The 24,031-nt window shown below is 63.3% G+C and carries 22 protein-coding genes; 9 read left to right on the top strand and 13 right to left on the bottom strand.

What is annotated here, in order from left to right; genetic code table 11:
• Positions 1 to 3: 3 nt before the first annotated feature.
• The 4 genes from JJJ17_RS13715 to JJJ17_RS13730 are packed head-to-tail and all read right to left on the bottom strand — an operon-like array spanning position 4 to position 5,021.
• Complete coding sequence (locus JJJ17_RS13715) at positions 4 to 879, bottom strand: ABC transporter permease (protein WP_200687395.1); 876 nt, start codon at positions 877 to 879, stop codon at positions 4 to 6.
• Positions 879 to 1,820, bottom strand: coding sequence for an ABC transporter permease (locus JJJ17_RS13720; protein WP_200687396.1), 942 nt, complete (start codon positions 1,818 to 1,820; stop codon positions 879 to 881). Before JJJ17_RS13720 ends, JJJ17_RS13715 begins: the two co-directional genes overlap by 1 nt.
• A 57-nt stretch (positions 1,821 to 1,877) precedes the next feature.
• Positions 1,878 to 3,443 carry an ABC transporter substrate-binding protein gene (locus JJJ17_RS13725; protein WP_200687397.1) on the bottom strand — a complete coding sequence of 522 codons (1,566 nt, stop codon included), beginning with the start codon at positions 3,441 to 3,443 and terminating at the stop codon, positions 1,878 to 1,880.
• A 51-nt stretch (positions 3,444 to 3,494) separates the two neighbouring features.
• Positions 3,495 to 5,021: a M81 family metallopeptidase gene (locus JJJ17_RS13730; RefSeq protein WP_200687398.1), complete on the bottom strand. Its 1,527-nt coding sequence runs from the start codon at positions 5,019 to 5,021 to the stop codon at positions 3,495 to 3,497.
• Between the two features lie 80 nt (positions 5,022 to 5,101).
• Between JJJ17_RS13730 and JJJ17_RS13735 the strand changes: the two genes are divergently transcribed.
• The 7 genes from JJJ17_RS13735 (at position 5,102) to JJJ17_RS13765 (ending at position 13,292) form a co-directional block, all read left to right on the top strand.
• Positions 5,102 to 5,890, top strand: a complete 789-nt coding sequence (locus JJJ17_RS13735) for an IclR family transcriptional regulator (protein ID WP_200687399.1) — start codon at positions 5,102 to 5,104, stop codon at positions 5,888 to 5,890.
• A gap of 340 nt (positions 5,891 to 6,230) precedes the next feature.
• Positions 6,231 to 7,334, top strand: a complete 1,104-nt coding sequence (locus JJJ17_RS13740; protein WP_200687401.1) for an ABC transporter ATP-binding protein — start codon at positions 6,231 to 6,233, stop codon at positions 7,332 to 7,334.
• Positions 7,335 to 7,520: 186 nt separating this feature from the next.
• Entirely contained in the window at positions 7,521 to 8,591 is a 1,071-nt protein-coding gene (locus tag JJJ17_RS13745; protein ID WP_200687403.1) for an ABC transporter substrate-binding protein, read from the top strand.
• A gap of 115 nt (positions 8,592 to 8,706) precedes the next feature.
• Entirely contained in the window at positions 8,707 to 9,780 is a 1,074-nt protein-coding gene (locus tag JJJ17_RS13750) for an ABC transporter substrate-binding protein (protein ID WP_200687405.1), read from the top strand.
• A gap of 118 nt (positions 9,781 to 9,898) precedes the next feature.
• Positions 9,899 to 10,975 carry an ABC transporter substrate-binding protein gene (locus JJJ17_RS13755; RefSeq protein WP_200687407.1) on the top strand — a complete coding sequence of 359 codons (1,077 nt, stop codon included), beginning with the start codon at positions 9,899 to 9,901 and terminating at the stop codon, positions 10,973 to 10,975.
• A gap of 62 nt (positions 10,976 to 11,037) precedes the next feature.
• A complete protein-coding gene (locus tag JJJ17_RS13760) occupies positions 11,038 to 12,336 on the top strand; it encodes an ABC transporter permease (RefSeq protein ID WP_200687409.1) in 1,299 nt (432 codons plus the stop codon).
• A 5-nt stretch (positions 12,337 to 12,341) separates the two neighbouring features.
• Complete coding sequence (locus JJJ17_RS13765) at positions 12,342 to 13,292, top strand: ABC transporter permease (RefSeq protein ID WP_200687410.1); 951 nt, start codon at positions 12,342 to 12,344, stop codon at positions 13,290 to 13,292.
• Between the two features lie 68 nt (positions 13,293 to 13,360).
• Here JJJ17_RS13765 and JJJ17_RS13770 read toward each other — a convergent pair whose 3' ends face one another.
• The 6 genes from JJJ17_RS13770 to JJJ17_RS13795 all read right to left on the bottom strand — a co-directional run bounded on the left by JJJ17_RS13770 (position 13,361) and on the right by JJJ17_RS13795 (position 19,031).
• Positions 13,361 to 14,305 carry an AEC family transporter gene (locus JJJ17_RS13770; RefSeq protein ID WP_200687412.1) on the bottom strand — a complete coding sequence of 315 codons (945 nt, stop codon included), beginning with the start codon at positions 14,303 to 14,305 and terminating at the stop codon, positions 13,361 to 13,363.
• Complete coding sequence (locus JJJ17_RS13775; RefSeq protein ID WP_200687414.1) at positions 14,302 to 15,102, bottom strand: MBL fold metallo-hydrolase; 801 nt, start codon at positions 15,100 to 15,102, stop codon at positions 14,302 to 14,304. The genes JJJ17_RS13770 and JJJ17_RS13775 overlap by 4 nt, the downstream gene beginning before the upstream one ends.
• Positions 15,099 to 15,905 carry a TatD family hydrolase gene (locus tag JJJ17_RS13780; RefSeq protein ID WP_200687415.1) on the bottom strand — a complete coding sequence of 269 codons (807 nt, stop codon included), beginning with the start codon at positions 15,903 to 15,905 and terminating at the stop codon, positions 15,099 to 15,101. Before JJJ17_RS13780 ends, JJJ17_RS13775 begins: the two co-directional genes overlap by 4 nt.
• 3 nt (positions 15,906 to 15,908) lie before the next feature.
• Positions 15,909 to 17,021, bottom strand: coding sequence for a DNA polymerase III subunit delta' (locus JJJ17_RS13785; RefSeq protein WP_325168812.1), 1,113 nt, complete (start codon positions 17,019 to 17,021; stop codon positions 15,909 to 15,911).
• A complete protein-coding gene (tmk, locus tag JJJ17_RS13790; RefSeq protein ID WP_200687417.1) occupies positions 17,018 to 17,614 on the bottom strand; it encodes a dTMP kinase in 597 nt (198 codons plus the stop codon). Before tmk ends, JJJ17_RS13785 begins: the two co-directional genes overlap by 4 nt.
• A gap of 268 nt (positions 17,615 to 17,882) precedes the next feature.
• Entirely contained in the window at positions 17,883 to 19,031 is a 1,149-nt protein-coding gene (locus JJJ17_RS13795) for a D-alanyl-D-alanine carboxypeptidase family protein (protein ID WP_200687419.1), read from the bottom strand.
• Between the two features lie 116 nt (positions 19,032 to 19,147).
• Here JJJ17_RS13795 and JJJ17_RS13800 point away from each other — a divergent pair, with 116 nt between their 5' ends.
• Positions 19,148 to 19,534, top strand: coding sequence for an SRPBCC domain-containing protein (locus tag JJJ17_RS13800; protein WP_200687421.1), 387 nt, complete (start codon positions 19,148 to 19,150; stop codon positions 19,532 to 19,534).
• 101 nt (positions 19,535 to 19,635) lie between these two features.
• Here JJJ17_RS13800 and JJJ17_RS13805 read toward each other — a convergent pair whose 3' ends face one another.
• Together JJJ17_RS13805 and JJJ17_RS13810 are read right to left on the bottom strand one after the other, a co-directional pair.
• Positions 19,636 to 20,310, bottom strand: coding sequence for a DUF2270 domain-containing protein (locus tag JJJ17_RS13805; RefSeq protein WP_234464102.1), 675 nt, complete (start codon positions 20,308 to 20,310; stop codon positions 19,636 to 19,638).
• 161 nt (positions 20,311 to 20,471) lie between these two features.
• Positions 20,472 to 21,044 carry a thymidine kinase gene (locus JJJ17_RS13810; RefSeq protein WP_200687423.1) on the bottom strand — a complete coding sequence of 191 codons (573 nt, stop codon included), beginning with the start codon at positions 21,042 to 21,044 and terminating at the stop codon, positions 20,472 to 20,474.
• A gap of 176 nt (positions 21,045 to 21,220) precedes the next feature.
• On the opposite strand from JJJ17_RS13810, the gene JJJ17_RS13815 reads away from it, so the two are divergent.
• Positions 21,221 to 22,414: a multidrug effflux MFS transporter gene (locus tag JJJ17_RS13815; RefSeq protein WP_200687425.1), complete on the top strand. Its 1,194-nt coding sequence runs from the start codon at positions 21,221 to 21,223 to the stop codon at positions 22,412 to 22,414.
• Positions 22,415 to 22,700: 286 nt separating this feature from the next.
• Here the strand turns inward: JJJ17_RS13815 and JJJ17_RS13820 are convergent, their stop codons facing one another.
• Positions 22,701 to 23,927, bottom strand: coding sequence for a DEAD/DEAH box helicase (locus JJJ17_RS13820; RefSeq protein WP_200687676.1), 1,227 nt, complete (start codon positions 23,925 to 23,927; stop codon positions 22,701 to 22,703).
• Positions 23,928 to 24,031: the final 104 nt, after the last annotated feature.

Here is a 24,031-nt window from a genome sequence, read left to right on the forward strand (position 1 = left end):
CCTTTACCCCGCCCGTTTCTTCAGTCGCGGGTCCAGCATGTCGCGCGCCGCATCGCCCAGCAGGTTGATGGCAAGGATGCAGAGCGACAGCATCAGCCCCGGATAAAGGATCAGTTCCGGCTTGATGCGGAAGAACATCCGCCCCTCGGCCATGATATTGCCCCATGTCGGGGTCTCGGTCGAAACGCCCGCGCCAAGGAATGACAGGATCGCCTCGGTCAGGATTGCCGAGGCGAGGATATAGGTGCCCTGCACGATCAGCGGGGCCAGCGTGTTCGGGACCAAATGTCGGATCAGGATTTTCGGCATGGATGAGCCAAGGGCGATGGCGGCCTCGACATAGGGTTCCTCGCGCGCGGCAAGGACGACGGCGCGGACCAGCCGCACCACGCGGGGGATTTCGGGGATGGTGATCGCCGCGATGACCGAGCCGACCGAGGGGCCGTTCAACGCCACCAGCGCAATCGCCAGCAGGATCGAGGGGATCGCCATCAGCGCGTCCATCATCCGCATGATGATCGCATCGGCGGTGCGAAAGAAACCCGCGACCATGCCGATCACCAGCCCAAGCGCGACCGCGACAATGGCGGTGGCGATGCCGATGGCCAGCGACAGGCGGCCGCCGATCAACACGCGCGACAGGATATCGCGGCCGAAATTGTCGGTGCCCAGCGGGTGTCCCTCCATCGGGCCTTTCAGGCGCACCAGCGGGTCCATCGCCAGCGGATCATGCGGGACGATCCACGGCGCCAGCAGGGTAAGGACGACGATCACCAGCAGCACCAATGCAGCGATCTTCGGCGCGATGCCGAAATTCGGCAGGCGGATCAGCCGCAGTAGCGGTTGCATGGCGGAAGCGGGTTGCGTGTCTTGCGCCATCAGTAACGGATCCTCGGATCAAAGAAGCTGTAGCTGAGGTCGATGACCAGATTGACCAGCACATAGAGAAAGCTGGTCAGCAGGATCATCGCCTGAATGACCGGGTAGTCGCGGGCAAGGATCGCATCGACGGTCAGCCTGCCGATGCCGGGGATGTTGAACACGGTTTCCGTCACCACGACCCCGCCGATCAGCAGCGCAAAGCCGGTGCCGATCACGGTCAGGATCGGAACGGCGGCATTCTTCAGCGCGTGTCGGAACAGCACCCGACGCTCGGGCGCGCCCTTGGCGCGGGCGGTGCGGATGTAGTCCTCGCCCAGGACCTCCAGCATGTTGGCGCGCGTCATCCGGGCAATCAGGGCCACATAGATCGTGGTCAGGGTCAGCGCGGGCAGGAAGGCGTTCAGCAGGAACGGGCCCAGACCGGATGAGATCGGCGTATAGCCCTGCACCGGGAACCAGCCCAGTTTCAGCGAAAAGATCAGGATGAAGACATAGCCGATGACGAAGACGGGAACCGAAAAGCCCAGCACCGAAAAGCTCATCACCGCGTAATCGGCGGCGCTGCGGTGTTTCCACGCGGCAATGACGCCCATCGGCACCGCAAGGCAGACCGACATCAGGATCGTCAGCAGCGCGATGGACAGCGTCGGCCCGAACCGCGCCGCGATCATCGACGAGACCGGCGTGTTCGAGATCAGCGAGGTGCCCAGATCGCCCCGCAAAAGCTGGCCGACCCAGGTGATGAACTGGATATGCAGCGGCTGGTTCAGGCCCATCGCTTCGCGGATACGCTCTAGCTGGGCGGGGGTCGCCATGTCGCCCGCGATGATCGCGGCGGGATCGCCCGGCGTCAGGCGCAGCAGCGCGAAGACGAAGACGGCAACCAGCAGCATGACCGGGATCACCGCCAGAATGCGGCGCAGGATGTAACCTAGCATCGATGGCCCTTTGGTTCAAAGAAAGGGCAGGGGCAGAGGCCGCCCCTGCGGAAAGGATCATTCGGCCTTTTGCAGGTTCCAGAAGACCGGCACCGGCGAGTTGATCATCTCCGTGATCGTGTTCCGCCGCGCCTGTGGCAGCGAATACTGACCCAAAGGCACCAGCAGGACGTTGTCGATGGCATGCTTCTGGATTTCCTCGCCCACCGCCTTTTGCGCATCGGCATCGGTGGCGGCGATGTAATCCTCTTTCAGGGTCTCGATGGTTTCGTCGGTCGGCCAGCCGAACCATGCATCATTGCCGCGCCCGTTCAGCATCGGGTTCGAGATCGGGTTGGAAATCTCGGGCACCATCCAGTTGGTGATGAACAGGTTCCAGCCGCCATCCGCAGGTGCGCCTTGCGAGGCGCGGCGCGTCACCAGCGTCTGCCAGTCCATCGGCTGCATATCGACGGTAAAGCCCGCATCGCGCAGCGCCTGCGAGATGACGACCGGCTGCGTCACCAGCGCGACCAGATCGGTCGGGGCCATCAGCACGACCGGGGTGCCGTCATAGCCCGCCTCTTCCAGCAGAGCTTTGGCCTCGTCGATGCCGCCGCCCTGGGTCAGGGTCTCGGCGCCGGTTTCGCTGCCAAGCGGCGTGCCGCAGCCCAGCACGGCGCCGCAGATCGTGTAAAACTCGGGATTGCCGATCATCGCCGCCAGAACCGGCTCTTGTGAGATCGCCTTCAGCGCCGCCAGCCGGATCTTTTCATTGTCGAAGGGCGGGTGCAGGAAATTCAGCCGGGCCATGGTCTGCATGCCGGTCGGCTCGCGCACCTCGACGGTGACGTTCGGATCACCCTCCAGAAGCGGCACCAGATCAACCTGCATCTGCTCGATATAGTCGATCTCGCCGCTGGACAGCGCATTCACGGCGGTCTGGATATCGGGCATGTTCACCCATCTGACCTTGTCCACATTCACGACCTTGCCGCCCGCCATCCAGTCGGCAGGCTCATCCCGCGGCACGTAATCGGGGTTCTTGGCATAGGTCACGCTGATCCCCGGCTGGAACTCCTCTTCAACGAAGATGAACGGGCCAGAGCCGGTGTAATCGGTGATCGATTCATCCGCAGGCGTTTCGGCGACGCGGGCGGGCATGATGAAGGGCGGCAGCGCCGATTGCTTCGACAGCACGTCCAGCATCGGGGCGAAAGGCTCGTTCAGGGTCCAGGTGATGGTCTTGTCGTCGGTCGCCTCAAGGCTGGCCGTGCGGTCCATGATGACCTGCCCGCCCGCATCCTTCTGCGCCCAGCGGTTCAGCGAGGCGACCACGTCAGTCGCCGTCACCGGCGCGCCATCGTGGAATTTCAACCCGTCGCGCAGCGTGAACGTATAGGTCAGGCTGTCATCCGAGACGGTCCATTCTGCCATCTGCGGCTGCGGCTGAAATTCGGAATCCTGCGCGATCAGCACGTCATAGATCATATAAGCGTGGTCGCGGCTGATATGGGCGGTGGTGATGATCGGGTCCAGAACGCGCAGGCCCGAATGCATGACGGCGTTGACGGTCGTTTCGGCCCATGCCGCCCCCGTCAGGATGGTCGAGGCCAGCAGCGTGGCGGTGACTTTCTTGAGCATGTTATCCTCTCTGTTGATCGTGGAATGCGAGGGCCGGTCTTGTTGCCAGCTTCACGCGGTCTTGCTGAAGGTCGGTCCGCCGGGCTCCAGCCGGATGCCGGGGCGCAGGTGTCGCCATGGCAGGCTTGCCGGGCTCAACGGCATCGGGCCGGGGGCGGTGCAAGTCAGGATCGTCTCAGCAATGTCGTTGAAATCTGCCCGGAAGTGAACCGAACTTTTGACGACGACGATGTCCTGATCCTCGGGGTCGATGCCGACCATGCGGAAAATCTGGCGGTCTGCCATTTGCGTCTTTTCGCTGCTGACGGCGATGCGGACGCCGCCGATCCGCAGGCAGGCCGAGGGGCCAAGCCGCAGATGCGCGCCGCCAAAATAGCCGCCGGTCGCGTGGCAATTGCCGTCCGACAGCTTCTCGACGGTAAAGGCCGCGATCAGCGGGGCATCGCCCGGAATCCCGGATTTGCCGCCAAGGGCCAGCCGGATCTGGGCACCTTCGCCCGCCTCATGCGCGGCCTTCGCCGCCGCCGGGTCGGCGATCAGCCCAAGGCAGGCGCGGTCGGCATCAGCGGCGATCAGGGCGCGCAAAATGCCGGTCGTGTCCGAATCGCCGCCAGCGCCGGGATTGTCCTGCGTGTCGGCGATGATGACCGGGCGGGTGGTCTTGGCCGCAATTTGCCGGGCCAGCGCGACAGCCTCATCCGGGGCGTAGGATGCCCCTGCAAATTCGGGTTCAGCCTTGTTCACCGCTGCTAGAATCCGGTCTGCCACGGCATCGGCCTGCGCCTGAGTTGAGGCATAGGCCACGACCGAGGGACCGCAATCGGCGAAATCGGCAGCCGGAAACCCCATGAAAAGCGAGGCTGTATGCAGCCCCTCGGCTGGTTCGGCAGAGAGCTGATATAGCCTGCCGCCCGGTTCCCCCAAGGTCGATTGCCACGCAATCGGGATCAGGAAATCAAGCTGCCGGAACGCCTTGAAGTTCGGCCCGCCGCGCATCAGCCGGTCAAGCTCAATGGCCGCGCGCGCGCCTGTTTCGGCCATGTCCACATGCGGATAGGTGCGAAAGCCCACCAGACAATCCGCCGCCCGGACCATCGCTTCACTGATATTCCCATGCAGATCCAAAGCCGCGACGACCGGCACATCGGGGCCGACAGCATCGCGGACGCGTCGCAAGAGTTCGCCTTCACCATCCGGCGCATTCTCGGCCACCATTGCGCCGTGCAGATCCAGAAACACGCCGTCCCACGGGCCTTGGTCGCGCAATGCCGCAATGATTTCGCCAGTGATGGCGTCATGGCAATCGGTGGTCACCGGGGCCGAGGGCACCGCGCCCGCCCAGATCAGCGGCACCAGATCCCAATCCGCCTGCGCTGCATGGGCAATCGCCCCCGCCACCGGCAGGTTCACATCGCTGCCATGCTTCAAAATCTCATCGCCGCGCGACAGCGGCAGATAGCCGCCCCCTTGCCGGAACGCCGCCATATCGGCCGGGCTTGGCGCGAAGGAATTGCTTTCATGCACAAATCCGGCCAGCGCGACCCGCGGCTTTCGGATTTTCTGGCTGTTCTGCTGCATACTGTATTGCACTCCGATACAGGTGCATTGCAAAATGAGCTTAGAGAATAGATTTTTAATCTGTCAACTGCGGAGTGCCGATGTCGTCTGCCGCGCCCGAATTCGCCGATGAATTGCCTGACGATCCGCTTTTCGTTCAGGCGCTTGGCCGTGCGATGCGCGTGATGGAGGCATTTCAGAAAGCCGAACGCCCCCTGTCGCTTGCCGAGATCGCGGCGGCCACAGGCATCACCCGCAGTGCGGCGCAGCGAATCGTTCATACGTTGCGCAAGCTGGGCTATCTGCGGATGGCACCGGACGGGCGGGGGTTTTTGCCCGATCTGGCGGTGCTTAACCTCACCTATGATTATCTGCGGCTGAACCCGCTGATCCGTCGGGCCAGTGCGCCGCTTCTGGAACTGCGCCGAACCGTGCGCGAACGGGTCGATCTGTCGCTCTTCGATGGGCAGCGGATGGTTTACGCCTCGCGGCTTCAAAGCAAACGCGAAATGTTTTTCGCCACGCTGGTCGGGCACAGCGTCCCGACCTATTGCACCTCGGGCGGTTGGGCGGTGATGGCGATGCTGCCGGATGACGAGGTGGATCAATTGCTTGCCGCAGCCGATATGCGCGCCCTGACCCCGCGCACGCTGACCGATCCCGATGCGATCCGCGCGCAGATCGCGTTGGTCAGGCAGAACGGTCACGCGCTGGCATTCGAGCAGATCCTGATGGGCGAGATCGCGCTTGGCGTGGCCATCGCCGACCCGGCTGGTCGCCCGGTCGCGGCGATCCATGTCGCGGCATCCTTGGCCGAATGGGAGCCAGAGGAATTCCGCCGCCGCATTGCCCCCCTTGCCGCAGAGGCCGCGCTTGCGATCTCGCGCTGAGGCGGGTTTCGCAAACTGCCCTAAATCGCCGCAAGCCTGCACCTTTCGCAGGTGGTCGCATGATTCTGCGGCAATCGCCTGCGATTTTTGCAAAGGTTAACGGAGGCTGCGCGGGGGCGTGCTGCAAACGGCGGTCATCGATCAGGTAACTTATTATATAAATCAATATAATACAGTTTATTTTTAATGTATTTTTTCGCCTTTTCGGGGTGAGCATCCCCTGCTTTTCCAATGGTGCTGGCGTGCCATTAAATGTCGCAATTGGTGTTGCCACCTGCCCAAGCCGCCGCTTAACGTGAGAGGGCGCTGAACAACGATATCAAAACAGGGAGAGCGCCCATTGCTGGATGATACCCACGGCGACGCCTTTGTCGCCTTCGAGCATGTGCAAAAGAGCTATGACGGCAAATCGCTGGTCGTGAAGGATCTGAACCTTCGCATCGGCAAGGGCGAGTTCCTGACGATGCTCGGGCCATCGGGGTCGGGGAAGACCACCTGCCTGATGATGCTGGCCGGGTTCGAGACCGCAACCCATGGCGAGATCCTGCTGGACGGTCGCCCGATCAATCAGGTGCCTCCGCATAAGCGTGGCATCGGCATGGTGTTTCAGAACTACGCCCTGTTCCCGCACATGACCGTGGGCGAGAACCTGTCCTTCCCGCTGGAAGTGCGCGGCATGTCGAAGTCCGAGCGCGAGACCCGGATCAAGCGGGCGCTGGACATGGTGCAGATGGGCGCATTCGCCAATCGCCGCCCGGCACAGCTTTCGGGCGGTCAGCAGCAACGGATCGCCTTGGCCCGCGCGCTGGTGTTTGATCCCAAGCTGGTTCTGATGGACGAACCGCTGGGCGCTTTGGACAAACAGCTTCGCGAGCATATGCAGTTCGAGATCAAGCAACTGCACGAAACCCTTGGCATCACCGTCGTCTATGTGACCCATGATCAGGGCGAGGCCTTGACCATGTCGGACCGCGTGGCCGTCTTCAACGATGGCCGTATCCAGCAGCTTGCCCCGCCGGCAGAGCTTTACGAGCGTCCCGAAAACAGCTTCGTCGCCCAGTTCATCGGCGAGAACAACAAGCTGCAGGGCACGATCGAGGAACTGAGCGGCGACAAGGCCTTGGTCCGGCTTGGCAGCGGCGAGCTGATCGACGCGACCCCGGTTAACGTGACCCAGAAGGGGCAGCCGACATTGGTGTCGATCCGGCCCGAGCGGGTCGAGTTCAAACCGGAAATGATGCCCGCCGACGCCCATCTGGTCGATGCGACCGTGCGCGATGTCATTTACATGGGCGATATCCTTCGCGTCCGTCTGCATGTGGCAGGCTCGGACGAGTTCGTGATGAAGATCCGCAATACGCTGGGCCAGACGAAGCTGTCGCCCGGTCAGGAGATCAAGGTTGGATGGCATCCGGCGGATGCCCGTGCGCTGGACCCGGTGTGATCATCGGGCACCAGTCGTGGAAGTGACGATGAGTATGTTGTGCAAGGCTGCGCAGAGCAAAACCGCTGATCGCCGCGAGGGCGGGGCGGATGGCGCTGGCCCGATTTACCTGGATCATCGGCCCTTTCGGGGCCGCGCCTGCCGGGTGGCAGGAGCCTCGTATTTTCATGAAGCTGGGAGAAGTTGATGAAAAGAATGCTTATTCTAAGCACCGCGCTTGGCCTGATGGCATCGCCGGTTCTGGCCGATGTCAATCTGCTGTCCTGGGGCGGTGCCTATGGCAACAGCCATGTCGAAGCCTATGCCAAGCCCTTCGAGGCTGAATCCGGCATCAAGGTGAATGTGGCCGATGCCGATAACCCGGCGACGCCGATCAAGGCGATGGTCGAGGCGGGCAACGTCTCGGCTGATGTGGCTTCGGTCGAATATGCGGACGCGGTGCGGCTGTGCGACGAGGGGCTTCTGGAAGAGATCGATCCCGCGATCCTTGCCGCAGGCGATGACGGCACCGCTGCGGCGGACGACTTCATCGAGGGCGCGATCACCGAATGTTTCGTCGGCACCGACGTTTATTCGATGATCCTTGCCTATGACGACAGCAAGTTTGACGGCGCGAAGCCCGCGACCCCGAACGACTTCTTCGACACCGAGGCCTTCCCCGGCAAGCGCACCATGCGCAAGGGCGCGAAGTTCAATCTGGAATTCGCGCTGATGGCCGATGGCGTCCCCGCAGAAGAGGTTTATGACGTTCTTTCGACCCCGGAAGGCGTCGATCGCGCCTTTGAGAAGCTGGAGTCGATCAAGGGCGACATCATCTGGTGGGAAGCTGGTGCCCAGCCGCCGCAACTGCTGGCCGATGGCGAAGTCACCATGGCCTATGCGTTCAACGGGCGGATCTTCAACGCCTCGCAGGGCGAGGGCAAGCCGTTCAAGATCGTCTGGGACGGCCAGATCTACGAGATGGAAGGCTGGGTCGTGCCGAAGGGTGCGCCCAATCTGGAAGATGCGCTGAAGTTCATCACCTTCTCGACCTCGACCGCGCCGCAGGCCCGCGCCGCTGAATTCATCAGCTACGGTCCTCCGCGCCGCTCGGCAGCCGCAGCGGTCGGCAATATCGAGGGCACCGAAGAGCCGATGGGTCCGAACCTGCCGACATTCGAGGCGAACATGGCCAACGCTCTGGCGTCGAACCTCGACTTCTGGGTCGATCATGATGCCGAACTGAATGAGCGTTTCAATAGCTGGCTTGCCAACTGAACAAGACCCCGTCGGGCGGCCATCGTGCCGCCCGATAACCAACCGGCGTAAGATCGGAACGACGACAAGGCGGCATAAGATCGCCCGTAATCATATCCATCAGGGAGAATAGCAGATGAGATCCATTCTGCTTCTGACAACCACACTTGCGGTCACGACCTACGCCGCCTCTGCGCAAGAGGTGAACGTGGTCTCATGGGGCGGCGCCTATGAGGTCAGTCAGGTCGAGGCCTACAACAAGCCCTTCACCGCCGAGACCGGCATCAAGGTCAACATGATCGCCGCCGACAATCCGGCGACGCCGCTGAAAGCGCAATTCGAGGCCAAAAACATCACCGGCGATGTGTTCGACATCGAAGTCTCGGACGCGATCCGCCTGTGCGACGAAGGTGCGCTGCTGGAGATTGACCCGGCGGATCTGCCCGCGGCGCCCGACGGCACCCCTGCCGCTGAAGATTTCATCGACGGCGCGTTGCTGGATTGCGCTGTGGCGAACATCTTCTGGGGGACCGTGATCGCCTTCGATACCACGAAATTCGAAGGTAACGCCCCCTCGACCGCTGCCGATTTCTTTGACATCGAGACCTATCCGGGCAAACGCGGTCTGCCGAAGAACCCCAAACGCACGCTGTATCTGGCATTGATCGCGGATGGCGTCGCGCCGGATGAAATCTACGACAAGCTGTCCACCGACGAAGGTGTCGAGCAGGCTTTGGCCAAGCTTGATACGATCAAGGATGAGATCGTCTGGTGGGAAGCGGGGGCGCAGCCCGTGCAGCTTCTGGCCGATGGCGAGGTGACGATGGCCACCGGCTATAACGGTCGCTTCTTCGATGCGATGGTTGCCGAAGGCCGCCCGTTCGAGATCATCTGGGACGGGCAATACATGGACATGGATATGTTCGTGATTGCCAAGGATTCGCCCAATCCCGAAGAGGCGATGGAGTATCTGAAATTCGCCACCGATACGCAGCGGCTTGCCGATCAGGCGAAATACATCGCCTATGGTCCGTCGCGCAAATCCTCGGCGGCACTGGTCGGGATGTATCAGGACGGCAAGACCGAAATGGGTCCGCATATGCCGACCAATCCGGAACACATGTCCACCGCCGTCATGGACGACCCGGAATTCTGGGCCGACCACGACGCCGAACTGTCCGAGCGTTTCAACGCCTGGCTTGCCGGCTGACCACGACAGGCGGGCGGCCCTGCGCTGCCCGCCCTTGTTCGACATAACGGGATAATGGCCCGGAACGGCCAAGAATTGCGGACCGATACGGGACGCATCTAACGGGAGACCGAAGAAGATGAAGACTACTCTGCTACTGTCAACAGCCCTGCTCGGGCTGGCGTATTCCGCAAACGCACAGGAAGTGAACGTTGTCTCATGGGGGGGAGCCTATGAGGTCAGCCAGGTCGAGGCCTATAACAAGCCCTTCACCGAGGCGACCGGCATCAAAGTGAACATGATCGCCGCCGACGATCCGGCCACGCCGCTGAAAGCGCAGGTCGAGGCGAATAACGTCACCGGCGATGTCTTCGACCTTGCCATGGCTGACGCGATCCGGCTGTGCGACGAAGGCGCGCTGATTGAATTTGATCCGGCAGATCTGCCTGCTGGCGCCGATGGCACGCCTGCGACCGAAGATTTCGTGGACGGCTCGGTGACCGATTGCGCGGTCGGCAATATCGTCTGGGGCACGGTGATCGGCTTCGACACGACGAAATTCGAAGGTGACGCGCCTTCGACCGTCGCCGATTTCTTTGACACCGAAACCTATCCGGGCAAGCGCGGGCTGCCGAAATCGCCCAAGCGGACGCTCTATCTGGCGCTGATCGCCGATGGCGTGCCGGCGGCTGATGTCTATGACGTTCTCTCGACCCCGGAAGGCGTCGATCAGGCATTCGACAAGTTGGACACGATCAAGAACGACACCGTCTGGTGGGAAGCAGGCGCGCAGCCGGTGCAGCTTCTGGCAGATGGCGAAGTGACCATGACCACGGTGTATAACGGGCGCCTGTTCGACGCGATTGTCGGCGAGGACAAACCTTTCGACGTGATCTGGGACGGGCAGTATCTGGAAATCAACGCCTTCGTCATTCCGAATGGTGCGCCGCATCCTGAAGAGGCCATGGAATACGTGAAATTCGCCACCGGCACGCAGCCGCTGGCCGATCAGGCGAAATATATCAGCTATGGCCCGGCGCGGATGTCCTCGGCTCCGCTGGTGGGTCTGTATCAGGACGGCAAGACCGAAATGGGTCCGCATATGCCGACCACGCCGGAAAATCTTGAAACCGCTGTCATGGATGACCCGGAATTCTGGGCCGACCACGACGCCGAACTGTCCGAGCGCTTCAATAGCTGGCTGGCCGGTTCGTGATCTGACAATCGCCGCCGCCCCGCCATTGGCGCGGGGCGGCGGCCCTGACTTCTGGGGACATCATGGCGAACGCACTTGATCCGCACGCAGCCATCGCGACCACCGCATCGGGCGCGCCCGACGGGCCGTTAAGAACCGCCGACGGCAAACCGCTGGCCCGTGCGCTTGCCCGCTCGCAGGCGCGGGCGAAGCGCCGTGCCTTCTGGCTGGTGCTGCCGCTGCTGGCCTTTATCCTGCTGACCTTCGCCATCCCCATCGGGCAGATGTTGCAGCGGTCCTTCTACAATGCGGGCTTTTCGGACAACATGCCGCAACTGTCGCAATGGTTCGCCGAAAACCCGCGCGGCACCGATCCTGATGAGGCGGCATGGACCGCGCTAGCGCAGGATTTGCAGGCATCTGCCGAGGCCCGGACCATCGGCACCGTCGGCACCCGGATCAACTATGACGTTCCCGGCACGCGGTCGCTGTTCACCTCGACCGGCCGTCAGGTTCGCCGCGGGGTCGAGCCGCCCTATCAGGCCGCTCTGCTGGAGATCGACGAGAAATGGGGCGAGCCGAGGCTGTGGAGCGCGATGCGCGAAGCCTCGAACCCGGTGACGACGAACTTCTATCTGGCCTCGGTTGACCGGACCCGCAACGATCAGGGCGAGATCGTCAAGGTGCCCGAACGCCAGCAGATTTACGGCACGCTGTTCGCCCGCACCTTCTGGCTGTCGCTGCTGATCACGGCGACGACGTTTATTCTTGGCTTCCCGATTGCGCATCTTCTGGCGACGCTGCCGATGCGGAAATCGAACCTGCTGATGATCCTTGTCCTGCTGCCCTTCTGGACCTCGCTTCTGGTCCGAACGACAAGCTGGATGGTGCTGCTGCAACAGCAGGGGGTGATTAACGACATCCTTGTCTGGCTGGGACTGATCGGCAACAGCCAGCGATTGCAGATGATCTATAACCAGACCGGCACGATCATCGCCATGACCCATATCCTGCTGCCCTTCATGGTGCTGCCCTTGTATTCGGTCATGCGGACGATCAACCCGTCCTATGTCCGAGCCGCCCGTAGCCTTGGCGCGACAAGCTGGACCGCGTTCCGCCGGGTCTATTTTCCGCAGACGCTGCCCGGCCTTGGGGCAGGGGCGTTGTTGGTCTTTATCCTTGCTGTCGGCTACTACATCACGCCCGCGCTGGTTGGCGGCTCGTCGGGTCAGCTCATTTCGAACATGATCGCCATGCACATGACCGATACGCTGAACTGGTCGATGGCGGCGGCCCTGGCCTCGCTGCTTCTGGGCGCGGTCCTCATCCTCTACTGGCTTTATGACAAGCTGGTGGGCATCGACAACCTGAAGCTGGGATAAGCGATATGGCACTTCCTACCTATGCATCCCCGCTGGAGCGCGTCTGGCACTACGCCTATCTGGTGATCTGCGGGCTGATCTTCTTTTTCCTGATCGCGCCGATCGTGGTGATCATCCCGCTATCCTTCAACGTGCAGCCCTATTTCACCTTCACCGACAAGATGCTGTCCTTTGACCCCGAGGGTTACAGCCTGCGCTGGTATCGCAGCCTGCTGACCTTCGGGATGCAGAACCCGAATGCCGAGGGGCTGGCATGGTGGGCCGATGCGTGGAACAACGCGCATTGGGTGAAGGCTGCGAAGAACTCGATCATTATCGGCTTCTTCTCGACCATCCTTGCGACGGTTCTGGGCACGCTGGCGGCTTTGGGCCTGTCGCGCCCGGAAATGCCGTTCCGCCGGGCGATCATGGCGATCCTCATCTCGCCGATGATCGTGCCGCTGATCATCACGGCCACGGGGATGTTCTTCTTCTACTCGAACCCCTGTTCGATCCTTGGCTGGTTCGGTCTGCCGACGAATTGCGGACGGCTGGCGGGCACCTATCTGGGGGTGATCCTGGCACATGCCACGCTGGGCATTCCCTTCGTCATCATCACCGTGACGGCAACGCTGGTCGGCTTTGACCAGTCGCTGAACCGGGCGGCGGCCTCGCTTGGGGCCAATCCGCGCACGACCTTCTTCCGGGTGACGATGCCGCTGATCATGCCGGGGGTGATTTCTGGCGCGCTCTTTGCCTTTGTCACCAGCTTTGACGAGGTCGTTGCGGTCCTGTTCATCGCCGGTCCCGATCAGCAGACCATTCCGCGGCAGATGTGGAACGGTATCCGCGAGCAGATCAGCCCGGCCATTCTGGCGGTGGCGACCCTGTTGGTGCTGTTCTCGATTGCGCTTCTGACCACGGTAGAGTTGCTAAGGCGACGGTCCGAGAGGATCAGGGGCGTGACCCCGCGCTGAACGAAGGGCCGGTCCGCGAGGGGCCGGCCTTTTTCTTTCGGTATTTGGACAACGAAGAAGCGGCGGGGTCAGGGCAGGATGGCAAGCCAGAGCCAGATCGAAAAGATCGACAGTGCCGTGGCGACCAGCACCGAAGAGGCCGCGACCCGGCGGGCCGAGCCGTAGAGATCGGCGAAAAGATAGGCGTTGACGCCCGGGGCCATGGCAGCGGTCATCACCGCCGAGCGCATGCCCGCCGTGTCCAAACCGCTGAGACCGCCGATGGCGAAGGCGACGCCGGGATGGATCAACAGGCTACAGGCGCAGCACATGGCGATGGCGGTCATGTCGCCTTCGGGGCGATAGCGCAGCAGGACGCCACCAAGGCCGAAGAGGGCGGCGGGCAGGGCCGCGCCTGCGACCATGTCCACAGCGGCCCAGAAGCCTTCCGGCATCACCAGCCCCGCCTGCATCAGCACGTTCATCGAGATGCCAAGGATGATGCCCACCACCATTGGCGTGCGGAACACACCCACAACCGCGCGCAGCGCCACCGCGCCGATGGACAGGTCGCTGCCGCGGGCGCGGGTGAATTCCATCACCGTGATGCCGAAGGTGTAAAGCAGCGGCGAATGGATCGCGATGATGGCCCAGTTTCCGGCAAGGGCATCGGCGCCATAGGCGCGCTCGGTGATGGGGATGCCAAGCAGCAGGCTGTTCGAGAACAGGCAGACAAAGCCGATCGCCACGCAATCCATCGGCGGGCGTTTCAACCAGAACCGCGCGCCCGCCCAGCCGATGAAATAGCTGGCGAAGGCCCCCGCATAGAAGGGGATCAGCAGGATGAAGCGGAACTCGGTCTGCAAATCCAGATTTGCCATCGAGGAAAACAGCAGCGTCGGGACGGCGAAGCTTTGGGCGAATTTCATCAGCCCATCGACGGCGGCGGGGGTGAAAAGGCCGCGCCATGCGACGATGTAGCCGAAGCCCACGACAAGAAAGACCGGCAGAATGATGGTGAAGAGGGCGCTCATGGCGTCTCGGCCTCGGTTTCCAGCACCATGCCATCATGCGCCGGGATGACGTAATCGGGCGTCTGGTCCAGCACGGTCTGGTAATCCATGTCGATATGCATGTTCGTCAGCACGCCCAGACGCGGTGCCGCCCGTTCCAGCCATTCCAGCGTCTGTGCCAGATGGGCATGGCTGGGATGCGGTTCGGGGCGCAGGGCGTCGCAGATGAAGATATCGGCGCCCTCGATCAGCGGCCATGCCTTGTCGGGGATGTCCGAGACATCGGGCAGATAGACCAGCCCGCCGATGCGAAAGCCCAGCGAGGTGATCTCGCCATGCTGGACCCGGAACGGCCGGAAGATGATCGGGCCTCCGGGACCGTCGATGGTGACCGGGCCGTCAAGGTCGTTCAGATCGCAGATCGGGGGGTAATGGCTGCCCTCGGGCGTCCAGAAGATATAGCCGAAGCGTTCGACCAGCGCCTCGGTGGTGGGTTTGTCGGCCCAGACCGGCATGTTCCGGCGGGCGTTGTAGACAAGCTGGCGCAGGTCGTCGATGCCGTGGACATGATCGGCATGGGCGTGGGTGTAGATCACCGCGTCCAGCGTGGCGATGCCCGCATCCAGAAGCTGCGGCACCAAATCGGGGCCGGTATCGATCAGCACCTGCGTGATGCCGTCGGGGCCGGGGCGTTCCACCAGCAGCGAACAGCGGCGGCGGCGGTTCTTTGGATTGGCGGGGTCGCAGGCGCCCCAACGATCCCCAAGCCGTGGCACCCCGCCGGATGAGCCGCAGCCAAGGATCGTGGCGCGGATCATGATCTCGCCCCGGCGGCCTTCCAGAACAGCCGGTCAAAGTTTTCCGAGGTCAGCCGGGCGAAGTCGGCATAGTCGAGACCGTAAAGTTCCGCACCCACGGCGGCGGTCTTGGCGACATAAGCGGGCTCGTTCCGTTTCCCGCGATAGGGCGGCGGCGCCAGATAGGGGCTGTCGGTTTCGACCAGTACCCGGTCCAGCGGCGTGGCGGCAAAAATTTCGCGCAGCTCGGTCGAGCGGGGGAAGGCGGCAATGCCCGACATTGACAGATAAAAGCCCAGATCAAGCGCCGCCCGTGCCAGTTCCGCGCCCGAGGTGAAGCAATGCATCACGCAGGAATAGGGTGCGGCGCGGTATTCCTCGGTCAGGATGCGGGCCATGTCGTCGTCGGCATCGCGGGAATGGATGATCAGGGGCAGGCGGGTCTGGCGCGCGGCCTCGATATGGATGCGCAGGCTGTCCTGCTGCTGGGCGGCGCTTTCGGCGGTGTAATGGTAATCAAGCCCGGTCTCGCCGATGCCGACCAGTTTCGGGTGGCGGGCGATCTCTACCAACTGCTCGACCGTGACCGGGGCTTCGGTGGCGACGCTCATCGGGTGGATGCCGAAGGCGTAGAAGATGCCCTCATGCGCCTCGGCCAGCGCGCGGACGACCGGCTCTTGCCGCAGTTTGGTGCAGATCGACACCATCCGCGTCACCCCGGCCTCGCGGGCGCGGGCGATGATTGCGTCATGTTCGCCGTCGAAATCGGGGAAATCCAGATGGCAATGGCTGTCGACGATCGGCGAGGGGGCCGCTTCGGTCATGGGTCAACTCTTGGCAGGCGATGCGGATTGGGCAGGCGACAGGCGCGCCAGTTCGGTCAGCATATCCATCACCAGCGCGGCGGGGTCAAGGTTGACCGCCCGTCCAGCCCGCGCCCGCGCCGAAAGCCGCGCCTGCGCATCGGCCCAGATCCGGGCGGCGTGGTCATCGGGGGAAAGCCGCGCCAGCAGCGCGCCTTCGCCCTTCGCGGCCTGCGGCAGCGGCGGTCCCATCAGCCCGGCGCGGGCGGTGCGGGTCAGGAAACGGTCGAGCAGGGTGATCGACAGATCAAAGGGATCGCCATCGGCCCCGGCGCGGCCCGCCGCCTGATCCGAGAATTTCGCGGCGGCAAGGCGGTCCATCCGGGGCAGGGTGGCGAACAGATCCACGATCTGCTGATAACGGTCCAGCCCGTCCTGACCGACCAGCCGCAGCGCCTCGCCGACCGAGCCGTCGGACAGGGCGGCCAGCGCCTCGGCATCGTCGTCGATCCCGGCATCGGCAAGGGCGTTGCCGACCTGCGCCGGGTTCAGCGGGTTCAGCCGCAGCGTCCGGCAACGAGAGCGGATCGTCGGCAGAAGCCGTGCGGGCTGATGCGCGATGATCAGGATCAGGGCGTCTTTCGGCGGTTCCTCCAGCACCTTCAGCAGGGCGTTGGCGGCAGCGATGTTCATGTCGTCGGCGGCATCGATAATGGCGATGCGGCGGCCACCCTCGGCAGAGGAGAGGTGGAAGAAGGACAACAGTTTGCGGATTTCGTCCACGGTGATCTGGGCGGAAAGGCGGCCTGCCTTGTCGTCCCAGGGGCGGCGGATCAGGTTCAGGCGCGGCTCTGACAATGCCTTGAGGCGGCGCAGTTCAGGGGCGTCGTCGGGGACGGTGAGATTGGGTGAGGTCGCGCCCGACAGAACCCAACGGGCGATGGCCCATGCCAGTGTCGCCTTGCCGATGCCGCGCGGGCCGGTCAGGAGCCAGGCGTGATGCAGGCGGCCACCAAGTGCTGCCTCGGTAAAGGCGGCGATGGCGTGGTCCTGACCGATGACGCGATTGGTCATGCGCGGATGCGGCGCGCCGGGCACCCGGTCGGGTTCGGGGATATCGTCGGGATCGGTCTTCACAGCGCGGCCCGGACGCGGGCGGCGACATCTTCCGGGCTGCCGCTGCCATCGATAAGGCGGACGCGGGCTGGGTATTCCTGCGCCAGCGCGCGGAAGCCAGTCGCCAGCTTTTGCTGGAAGGAAAGGCCGAGGCTTTCGAAGCGATCCTCGGTGCCGCCGCGCGCCTTGCCGCGCGCAAGGCCGATTGCGGGGTCGATTTCGATGACGAAGCTGCGGTCGGGTTCGATGCCGATGGACAGATCATGCAGCTTGTCCACCATGCCGCGAAGATCGCCGCGGGTCGCGCCCTGATAGACGCGGCTGGAATCGCTGAAGCGGTCGGTGATGACGGTTTTGCCTGCGGCGAGTGCCGGGCGGATGGTGCGTTCAAGGTGATCGCGGCGGGCGGCGAAGAAAAGCAGACACTCGGTTTCCGCCGACCAGCGTTCGCCCGTGCCTTCGACCAGCAGACGGCGGATTTCCTCGGCTCCGGGCGAGCCGCCGGGTTCACGGGTCAGCAGGACCTCGCGGCCCTCGGCGCGCAGGGCTTCGGCCAGACGCTTGGCCTGCGTGGATTTGCCGGAACCGTCGATGCCTTCAAAGCTGATGAACATTTCAGATTGGCCTGACGGTCGGAAGGTTCAGCCTGGATTTTACCGGATCTGAGGAGTGGCCCCGCCCGGAATCAAGGTGCCGCAGGCACCGCCGGGCAGTGCCCGTCCGCCCCACCGGACGGGCACTTCGGTGATGTTCCGCGCCACGGATATGTTCGACGGGGTGGCGCCATAAAGTGTGCAGTACGACTGTTGCAGTGCCCATCCGGCGGACGGGCGCTGCCCTTTGCTCTGGGCGGAGAAAATGAAGGGCGTCTCGGTGCATCCCCTAAAGCCCCGCAGCCTCGATGGCCTTGTTGCTCAGCCGAAAAACGGCGCCCTTCATCCGCCCTGCAAAACCCGCCTCGGCCACGTCGCTGGTGGCCAGCAGGGGCGTCACTGCATCCTGCGCGCCGGGAACGGTGACGATCAGCCGCCCGATCTGATCGCCGGCCGCAATCGGCGCGGGGATCGGGGAATCGTAGACCGCCTCGACCTTCACCTGATCGCGCGCGCCAGCGGGAACCAAGACGTTCACGCCATCCTTGGTGGTCAGGCCGACGCGGGATTCGGTGCCCAGCCAGACCGGAGCCTCGACCACGGTTTCACCGGCGGGCACCAGCGTCTCCATGGTGAACTGGCGGAAAGCCCAGTTCACGATCCGCTCGGATTCCTCGGCCCGCGCGGTTTCGCTTTGCAGGCCGCTGATCACGAAGATTACCCGTCGCCCGTCCTGAATGGCAGAACCGACCAGCCCGTATCCGGCCTCTTGCGTATGGCCGGTCTTCAGGCCGTCGGCACCGATGCCCAGCTTCAAGATCGGGTTGCGGTTGAAGCGGTTCGAGGGAACGCGGTCGCCATAACGGAACTCGGTCAGGGCGAAGTCGCTGTAATATTGCGGGAAATCCTCGATCAGGCGCAGCGCGACGGTGCCCAGATCCTCTGCCGACATGCGATGTTCAGGATCGGGCCAGCCGGTCGAGTTGCGGAACACCGAATGCTTCAACCCCATTTCCTGACCGCGACGGGTCATCTGGGTGGCAAAGGCTTCTTCCGTCCCGGCCAGATGCTCGGCCACGACAACGCAGGCATCATTGCCAGACAGCACGATGATCCCCTTGATCAACTGCTCGACCGTCGGATTGTCGCGCGGTTCAAGGAACATCTTCGAGCCGCCCATCCGCCACGCCTTGGTCGAGACCGGCATCGTATCGTCCAGCTTCAACCGCCCGTTCTCCAGCGCCTCGAACAGCATGTAGAGCGTCATCAGCTTCGACATCGAGGCGGGCGGGATCGGCGTGTCGGCATTTTTCGACAGCAGCACCGTGCCCGTGTTGACGTCATAGATCCATGCCGAGGTCGCATTGGTCTCGAACGCCTGCGCCGAGGGTGCGGCCAGACAGAGAAGGGCGACAAACCGCAGCAGAAAAGCGCGCATGGGTATTCCTTTGCCTGTTTGAGGCGAATGGTTACAGTAACGCTGGCCTTGCCGCAACGCGGCAGCCTGCCTGTCCGCGCGAAATTGAACGGCGGTGGGTCAACCGGAGGGACCAAATGCCGCTTTCCGATTCAGATCTGGATTTCACTGTCTGGGCAATCATGGATGTCCCGCCCGCGCGCGCCTATGAGGCGGTGGCCGATCCCGCGCAATTGCAGCAGCATTTCACCATGGGCGGTGCGCAGGGCAGGATGCAGACGGACGCCACCGTCACATGGGAATTCGCCGATTTCCCCGGCCCGTTCGAAGTGGATGTAATCCGGGCAGAGCCGCCGCGGCTGTTGGAATTCGACTGGGGCCATCCGTCAGGGCAGGGGACGAATCGCGTCACCTTTACCTTCGATCCGGTCGAGGACGTGCGCTGCAAGGTCAGCGTGGCCGAGACCGGCTGGACCGCCGAAAAGGCCGATCTGCAGGCCGCCTATGGCAACTGCATGGGCTGAAGCTTCATGCTGGCTGCGATGAAGGCATGGCTGGATCACGGCATCGCGCTGAGGCCGGGTATGTTCAAGTAGGGGCGACAGCGGGCCGATGGCCGGGTCCGTCAGCCCATCCCCGACGGATCGCGGCGGCGGCTGGCGCGTTTGGCGTCCTGTTGCTCGCTGATGATCGCGATGGCGCCCCATGTGACGCAATAGATCGCGCCCGTCGTCAGCACCAGCCAGCCCGGCACCGGGCCAATGGCGGCGCGGTCCAGAAGCTGGCCAAAGGATTCCAGCGGCGTCGGGTGAACGATCAGCTTGCCCATATAGGCGGCGGCTTGGATCAGCAGAATCCAGAAATAGTTGCGCCGGATCCTTCGTCCGATAGCCGTCCACATGCTGACATGATAGCTCGGGTGGCGATAATCCTCGGCCAGACGGTCTTGCCAGTGATCCTCAAGATGCAGGTCGCCCTCGCGCAGGATCGGGGCCATGAAATGCAGCTCCATCCAACGGCAGCGCGCGCGCCAGACGTTGAAATAGCGATAGCGCCGGGCTTCCAGCATCAGGAAGAAGACGATCAGGATTCCGACCAGCACCAGCGGCAGGGGCGATGCCTGTGGCGACGAATAGGTGATCGACAGCGCTACGCCCAAGGTGACGACGGACCAGTTGGTCGTGGTGTCCAGCCGGGTGCGCCAGATGGTCGAGCGGTAAACCTCGCCGCGATAAAGATGTGCTATGACGCCCATCTCTGCGGGATCAAGTTTCTTCCGAGGCGGGTTGATACCATCCATTTATTCTCTCCCTGCCTTTTACGTTGGCAGGCGAAAATCGGTTCGGCAAGTTTTTTGCATCGCGAGCTTGCGGAGAAAATCAACGCGCGGAGGGTGAAGATCCGGCCCGGAACGAGGTGCCTTCAGGCACCGCCCGGCGCGCATCGTGGCGTGCGGGGAGTTTAGTTCCCCGTCGCCTCTCGCCAATGGCGGCGGCAGAGCGAGACATAGGTTTCATTGCCGCCGACCTGCACCTGCGCGCCTTCGGTGATCGCGTGGCCCTGTTCGTCGCGGCGGATGACCATGGTTGCCTTGCGTCCGCAATGACAGATGGTGCGAACCTCGCGCAGATCGTCGGCCAGTGCCAGCAGCGCCGCAGAGCCGGGGAACAACTCTCCCCGGAAATCGACGCGGAGGCCGTAGCACATCACCGGGATGCCCAGATCGTCGGCCACCCGAGCCAGTTGCCAGACCTGACCAGCCGTCAGGAACTGAGCCTCGTCGATGAAGATGCAGGCGCAGCTTTCGCCATGCGTTTCGATCAGCGTGAAGAGATCGGTCGTCTCGTCAAAGGTCAGCGCGTCGTCGCCGATGCCGATCCGGCTGGCGATGCGACCCTGACCTGCGCGGCTGTCCAGCGCAGCCGTCAGCAACAGCGTCTGCATGCCGCGTTCGCGGTAGTTGTAGGACGCCTGCAGCAGCAGCGTGCTTTTGCCCGCGTTCATCGTTGAATAGTGGAAATAAAGTTTGGCCATGCGATCAGATAACGGTGCAGGCAGGACGCGGCAAGCGGCGGATTTCCGTGCAGCGGACGATCAAAGATTGCAATCTGTGCAAGTTGGTGGCACATAGCGCGTTCGGCGGCGGGCGTTCCCTTCTTCGGCGTGATTCTACGCCCCTCCTTATCATATCTACATTGCAGGTTATTCCGATGCGTGACCCATTGTTCCGCATGGCCCTGATCCTTGGGCTTCTTTCCGCAGTCGGTCCGTTCGCGATCGACATGTATCTTCCCGCGCTGCCCCATCTCGCGGTGGACCTTGGCACGACCAAGGCAAGGGCGGCGCTGACGCTGACCTCTTACTTCATCGTCTTCGGCCTTGCGCAGATGATCTACGGGCCGATGTCCGATGCGATCGGGCGCAAAAAGCCGCTGATCATCGGTGTGGTCATTTTCCTGATCGCGACGATTGCGGCCTCGATGGCGCCGTCAATCGGCTGGCTGATCGTGGCGCGCGGCCTGCAGGGGCTGGGCGCGGCGACGTTGATGGTGGTGCCGCGTGCCATCGTCCGCGACATGGCGACCGGACCGCAGGCGGCGAAGATGATGGCGGCAATCATGATCGTCATCTCGATCTCACCGATGCTTGCGCCGCTGACGGGCTCTATCGTCATGGCCTGGGGAAGCTGGCGCGAGATCTTCGCGGTGCTGGCCGTGGCCTCTTTGCTGAGCCTTGGGCTGATCCTGTTCGTGCTGCCGGAGACGCTGTCGGTTCAGCGCCGTCAGCCGGTCGAGTTGGAGCCGATGCTGGCAGGTGCCAAGCGGTTGTTGACCGACCGGCGGTTTGTCGGGCTGACGCTGATCGGCGGATTCGGGATGGCGAGCTTCTTCGTCTTCCTGTCCACGGCGAGCTTTGTCTATACGAGCCAATACGGGCTGAGCGCGACCGGCTTTTCGATAGCCTTCGCCGTCAATGCGATCGGCTTCTTCAGCGCCTCGCAATTCGCCGGAAAGCTGGCGATGCGCTACGGGATGGAGCGGGTGATCTCGCTGGCGATTACGGGTTTTGCCGGGGTGATGATCTCGCTGGCAGCCGTGGTTTTGCTGGGGATAGACGCCTTGCCGGTGGTGATCGCGGGGCTGTTCATGGGCAATGCCTGTCTGGGGCTGGTGATGCCCACGGCCATGGTGATGTCGCTGGACCCGCATCCCGATATTGCGGGATTGGCCTCGTCTCTGGGCGGGACGATCCAGATGCTGACCGGAGGTGTGATGATCGCCGCGACCGGGCCGTTCATGGACAACACGGTCGCGACCATGGTTCCGGGCATCGCGCTTTGCGCGGGGTTGGCATGGCTGACGGCGGCTTTGTCGTTGCCGAGGTTGCGGTTGCGGATGGTCTGATAACGGGGCGGGCCCAAGCGCCCGCCCTGCTGCGCCGCAACAGGTTGCGGGCGTTGCAGACGGTATTTGTGCAACGAAGAAGCCCGGCGCGGCGCGAGCCAGCAAATGCTGGGTTTTGGGCCGCACAGGGTATGCACCGTGGGTGCAGGGGATGTGCACAGGGCGTACACAGCTTGCGAACGGTGGTGTTGCGTGGACGGGACGGCATTGCGGCGAAAGCAGCCGGACATGAAAAAACGCCGCAGGATCAAAATCCTGCGGCGCTTCTTTTTACCTTGGCGTGATCTTACGCTTGTTGGCTTTTCGGCCGGCGCGAGGGGCGACGTGCGGGGCGTTTGTTGCCGCCGCTGTCGATCCGCTTCGACGGGCCACGCTGGCCGCGCGGTGCCGCGGCGGCACCTGCCGGAACCTCGCCGCCAATGACCGGGATCGAGGATTTCATTGCCTTTTCGATGGCGCGAAGTTCGCCGACCTCGGCAGGCGCACAGAAGGCCACGGCGCGGCCATCGCGACCGGCGCGGGCGGTGCGGCCGATGCGGTGGACATAGTTCTCGGGGACGTTCGGTAGGTCGTAGTTATAGACATGCGCAACCTCGGGGATATCGAGACCCCGTGCCGCGACATCCGTTGCCACCAGCACCCGGGTTTCGCCCTTGCGGAAAGCGTCAAGCGCCCGTTCGCGTTGACCCTGCGACTTGTTGCCGTGGATCGCGGCGACCGCGAAGCCCCATTTCTCCAAAAGCTTCGCCAGCTTCTCGCAACCATGCTTGGTGCGGCCAAAGACCATTGCCAGCTCGGACGTATGTTTCGAGAGGTATTCGGCCAGCAGCGCGGCCTTGTCCCCCTGACCCACGAAATGTACGCCCTGTTCGATCTTCTTCGCAGCCTGACCCGGAGGGTTCACCGCGACCCGGACCGGATTGGTCAGGTAGGTGTCGGCAAGCTCCTCCATCAGTTTCGGCATGGTGGCCGAGAACAGAAGGGTCTGACGGTCGCGCGGCAGCATCCGGGCGATCTTGCGCAGCGTGTGGATGAAGCCGATGTCGAGCATCTGGTCAGCCTCGTCGAGCACCAGATAGGTGGTCGCTTCAAGGCTGATCGCGCGACGCTCGATCAGGTCCATCAGACGGCCCGGCGTGGCGATCAGCACGTCCACGCCGCGCGACAGCCGCTCGGTCTGGACGTTGATCGAGGCGCCGCCGACGACCCGGAACGACCGGATCGGCGTGCCTTCGGCATAGGCGTCGATATTGGTGGCGATCTGTGTGGCCAGTTCCCGCGTCGGCGCAAGGATCAGCGCACGGCAGGTCTTGGGATCGGGTTTCTTGCCATACTTGATCAGGCGGGTCAGCATCGGCAGCCCGAAAGCTGCGGTCTTGCCGGTTCCGGTCTGGGCAAGGCCCAGCACGTCGCGCCCTTCAACCACCGAGGGGATCGCCTGTGCCTGAATCGGCGTCGGCCGGGTCAGGCCCATGGCCGCGATATTGGCGTTGATGCGGGCATCGATGCCCATATCGGCAAAAGGCCCGGTCGGCAGCGGTTCGCGCGAGGGCGCGCGGCGGCCGTCATTGCTGCCAGCATGCTGCGGCACCGAGCGGGGAGTGCCCTTGCCGCCAC

It is taken from the genome of Paracoccus caeni, from assembly GCF_016629665.1.
Taxonomy (GTDB): Bacteria; Pseudomonadota; Alphaproteobacteria; order Rhodobacterales; family Rhodobacteraceae; genus Paracoccus; species Paracoccus caeni.